Origin of the sequence: uncultured Wocania sp., assembly GCF_964021735.1 — a bacterium.
Taxonomy (GTDB): Bacteria; Bacteroidota; Bacteroidia; order Flavobacteriales; family Flavobacteriaceae; genus Wocania_A.
In genome coordinates, this window is sequence record NZ_CAXIBN010000246.1 from 1 (window position 1) to 3,670 (window position 3,670).

Annotated in this window: 3 protein-coding genes; 1 reads left to right on the forward strand and 2 read right to left on the reverse strand. The window is 33.2% G+C overall.

Going from position 1 to position 3,670, the window contains the following annotated elements; genetic code table 11:
* Positions 1-48 precede the first annotated feature (48 nt).
* Both pckA and AADI82_RS14435 read right to left on the reverse strand, forming a co-directional pair.
* Complete coding sequence (pckA, locus tag AADI82_RS14430) at positions 49-1,665, reverse strand: phosphoenolpyruvate carboxykinase (ATP) (RefSeq protein WP_341217120.1); 1,617 nt, start codon at positions 1,663-1,665, stop codon at positions 49-51.
* Between the two features lie 61 nt (positions 1,666-1,726).
* Positions 1,727-2,125, reverse strand: a complete 399-nt coding sequence (locus tag AADI82_RS14435) for a DUF423 domain-containing protein (protein WP_341217121.1) — start codon at positions 2,123-2,125, stop codon at positions 1,727-1,729.
* Positions 2,126-2,238: 113 nt separating this feature from the next.
* Here AADI82_RS14435 and AADI82_RS14440 point away from each other — a divergent pair, with 113 nt between their 5' ends.
* On the forward strand, positions 2,239-3,603 hold the full coding sequence (locus AADI82_RS14440) for a saccharopine dehydrogenase C-terminal domain-containing protein (protein WP_341217122.1): 1,365 nt from the start codon (positions 2,239-2,241) through the stop codon (positions 3,601-3,603).
* The last annotated feature ends 67 nt before the right edge of the window (positions 3,604-3,670 follow it).

Sequence of the window (3,670 nt, forward strand, 5' to 3'; positions counted from 1 at the left end):
TTAATAAAATAGCCCTTTTTGTTTTGAGTGAGTTATTCTTTATATATATTAGAACGCATACCGTTGTGGTCCGCCTCGTCTAATTTCTTCACTACAATGTACTTCAAATTTCTTGAAATTTTCTCTAAAAGCATTGCTCAATTTAAATGCCGTTTTATAGTAGGCTTCATCGTTGTTCCACGTTGTTCGCGGACTTAAAACCTCTGTAGGAACACCTGGACACGATCTAGGTTGAGCCACTCCAAATACAGAGTGTATATGATAATTATCATAAGTATACAATCCTAAATCGCCATTTAAAACAGCATTAATCATAGCGCGTGTATATTTTAATTTCATTCTTGTTCCAACACCGTAAGGACCTCCAGTCCACCCTGTATTTACTAACCAAACATTAACTCCAGATTCTTTCATTTTCTTACTTAACATTTCGGCATATTTTGCTGGATGAAGCGGCATAAAAGGCGCACCAAAACATGCTGAGAAATTTGGAGTTGGCTCTACAACTCCAGCTTCTGTTCCTGCTACTTTTGCCGTATAACCTGAAATGAAATGATACGCTGCTTGACTAGGTGTTAACTTAGAAATTGGAGGTAAAACTCCAAAAGCATCAGCGGTTAAAAAGAAAATATTTTTTGGATTTTTCCCAATAGACGGTTCTTTTATATTTTCAATATGATAAATAGGATAACTTACTCTTGTATTTTGTGTAATTGAAATATCTTCAAAATCGACATGTCCTTTTTCATCTAAAATAACGTTTTCAAGAATGGCTCCTTTTTTAATGGCATCGTATATTTCTGGTTCGTTATCTCTCGAGAGATTAATAACTTTAGCATAGCAACCCCCTTCAAAATTAAATACAGAGTTTTCGTTAGTCCAACCATGCTCATCATCACCAATTAAACTTCTGTTAGGATCTGTTGATAATGTTGTTTTACCTGTGCCAGATAATCCAAAGAAAATAGCCGTATCTCCATCTGCTCCAACATTAGCACTACAGTGCATTGGTAATGTGTTTTTAAATACTGGCAATATAAAATTTAAGGCAGAAAAAATACCTTTCTTAATTTCTCCAGTATAACCTGTTCCTCCAATTAAAGCTATCTTTTTTGTGAAATTTAAAATAGCAAAATTGTGTTGACGTGTTCCGTCTTCATTTGGTACAGCCATAAAACCTGGGGCGTTTACCACTGTCCATTCGGGATCAAAATCTTTCAACTCATCTTCAGTAGGGCGCAAAAACATATTATATGCGAACTGATTACTCCAAGCATATTCATTTATAACACGAATATTCAATTTATAATTTTCATCTGCGCAAGCAAAACTATCTCTTACATAAAGGTCTTTATTAGAAAGATAATCTACAACCTTATTATATAATGCATCAAACTTATCGGCATCAAATGGGATATTAATATTACCCCACCAAACGCGGTCTTTAGTTATATCATCTTTTACAATAAATCGATCTTTTGGCGACCGCCCCGTAAACTCTCCTGTATTAACCGCTAAAGCTCCAGACGAGGCTTCTTTACCTTGCCCTTTTTCAATAGCAATGTTATGTAGTTCTTTTGGTGTAAGTTGATAATGTACTTTGGCATTTTTAATTCCGTAAGATTCTAACGCAATCGTTTTCGTAACTTGGTTATTATTTACCATTGTTTATTATAAAAATTATTTATTCTGCAAAATTAAACATTATTTTAACCCTACAAATTATTTAATTATCATTTTTAGACTTAATTTTTAAGAAATCAACAAGTAAAAAACCCCAAGCTAAAATTAATAATAAACCACCAATTGGTGTTATAAATGCGATAGTTTTAAAATTGAAAGCTGTTAATGTATTAGTTGCTAAACCATAAATAGAGCCTGAAAAGAAAATCACACCAATCAATATGAAGTAAAAAACAAGTCGTTTTGTTTTTTTGGTTATATACAAACTATTTCCAACAAATAGTAATAATATTGCATGATACATTTGATAGCGCACACCTGTTTCGAAAGTTTGAATAGATTCAACCGAGATTAATTCTTTTAACCCATGTGCGCCAAAAGCGCCAAGAATAATGCTGATTATTCCTAATATGGATGCAGCAATTAAAATTTTCTTATTCATAATTTATATAGATTATTCGTAAAAAATCCTTTTTATATTTATTAAATTCGCAAAACTAAATCGCTTAAAAGCACACTTAATTTTAAAAACAAAATTACTCAACAAATCTCACTATGCGAAAGATTTTAGTTATTGGTTCTGGAAAATCTACATCATTCCTTATAAAATATTTATTAGATAAATCTGAGTCTGAAAATCTTTATATCACTATTGGCGACATCAATACTGAAAACGCTAAAAAACTAATTGGTAATCATAAAAACGCGACTGCAATTACATTAGATGTCTTTAATGAAATTTCGCGTATTGAGGCAATTAAAAATGCAGATATTGTAGTATCTATGCTACCTGCACGCTTTCATATAGAAGTGGCAAAAAACTGTATTCAATATAAAAAGCATATGGTAACGGCATCTTATATAAGCCCAGAAATGCAAGCTTTAAATGATGATGCTAAAGCAAATGGACTCGTTTTAATGAATGAAATTGGTGTCGATCCTGGTATAGATCACATGAGTGCTATGCAGGTTTTAGACAGCATTAGAGATAAAGGCGGTAACGTTATTTTATTTGAATCGTTTACTGGCGGATTAGTTGCACCTGAAAGCGATAATAATTTATGGAATTATAAATTTACTTGGAACCCCAGAAATGTGGTTGTTGCAGGACAAGGTAGTGCTGCTAAGTTTTTACAAGAAGGCACTTATAAATATATTCCGTACAACCGTTTGTTTAGACGCACCGAATTTCTAGAAGTTGATGGTTTTGGGCGTTTTGAAGTTTATGCCAACCGCGATTCTTTAAAATACCAAAGTGTATACGGATTAGATAATATTAAAACATTATATCGCGGCACCATGCGTCGTGTTGGTTTTAGTCGTGCGTGGAATATTTTTGTAACCTTAGGAATGACAGACGATAGCTATACCATTGAAGATAGCGAAAACATGAGCTATCGCGATTTTGTTAATGCCTTTTTAACCTATAGTCCCACAGATTCTGTGGAATTAAAATTAAGGCATGCGCTTAAAATAGATCAAGATGATATTGTTTGGGACAAGCTTGTAGAACTGGATATTTTTAATGCTAAAAAAAGAGTTGAGCTTAAAAAGGCAACACCAGCTCAAATTCTTCAAAAAATACTCATGGATAGTTGGACACTTGAAGAAAACGATAAAGATATGATTGTTATGTACCATAAATTTGGATACGAACTTAACGGTAAAAAACACCAAATAGACGCCACAATGGTTACGCTTGGCGACGACCAAACTTATACCGCTATGGCGAAAACCGTTGGCTTACCAGTTGCTATTGCTACACTTGCTATATTAAATAAAAAAATAACAACTCCTGGTGTACAAATGCCTATTACTAAAGAAGTTTACCAACCCATTTTAAAAGAATTAAAAGATTTTGGTATTCAGTTTAACGAAAAAGAAGTGCCTTATTTGGGGTATAATCCATTAAATAATTAATTCTTGGGTGTTACCCACCTTTCGACTACGCTCAGCGTAAGTGGTCGCGCTTTACTCAATGTTTTTT

Excerpts from the sequence above, each read along its gene's own strand:
- pckA (WP_341217120.1), bottom strand. The coding sequence starts at position 1,665 with ATGGTAAATAATAACCAAGTTACGAAAACGATTGCGTTAGAATCTTAC.
- AADI82_RS14440 (WP_341217122.1), top strand. The coding sequence starts at position 2,239 with ATGCGAAAGATTTTAGTTATTGGTTCTGGAAAATCTACATCATTCCTT.
- AADI82_RS14435 (WP_341217121.1), bottom strand. The coding sequence starts at position 2,125 with ATGAATAAGAAAATTTTAATTGCTGCATCCATATTAGGAATAATCAGC.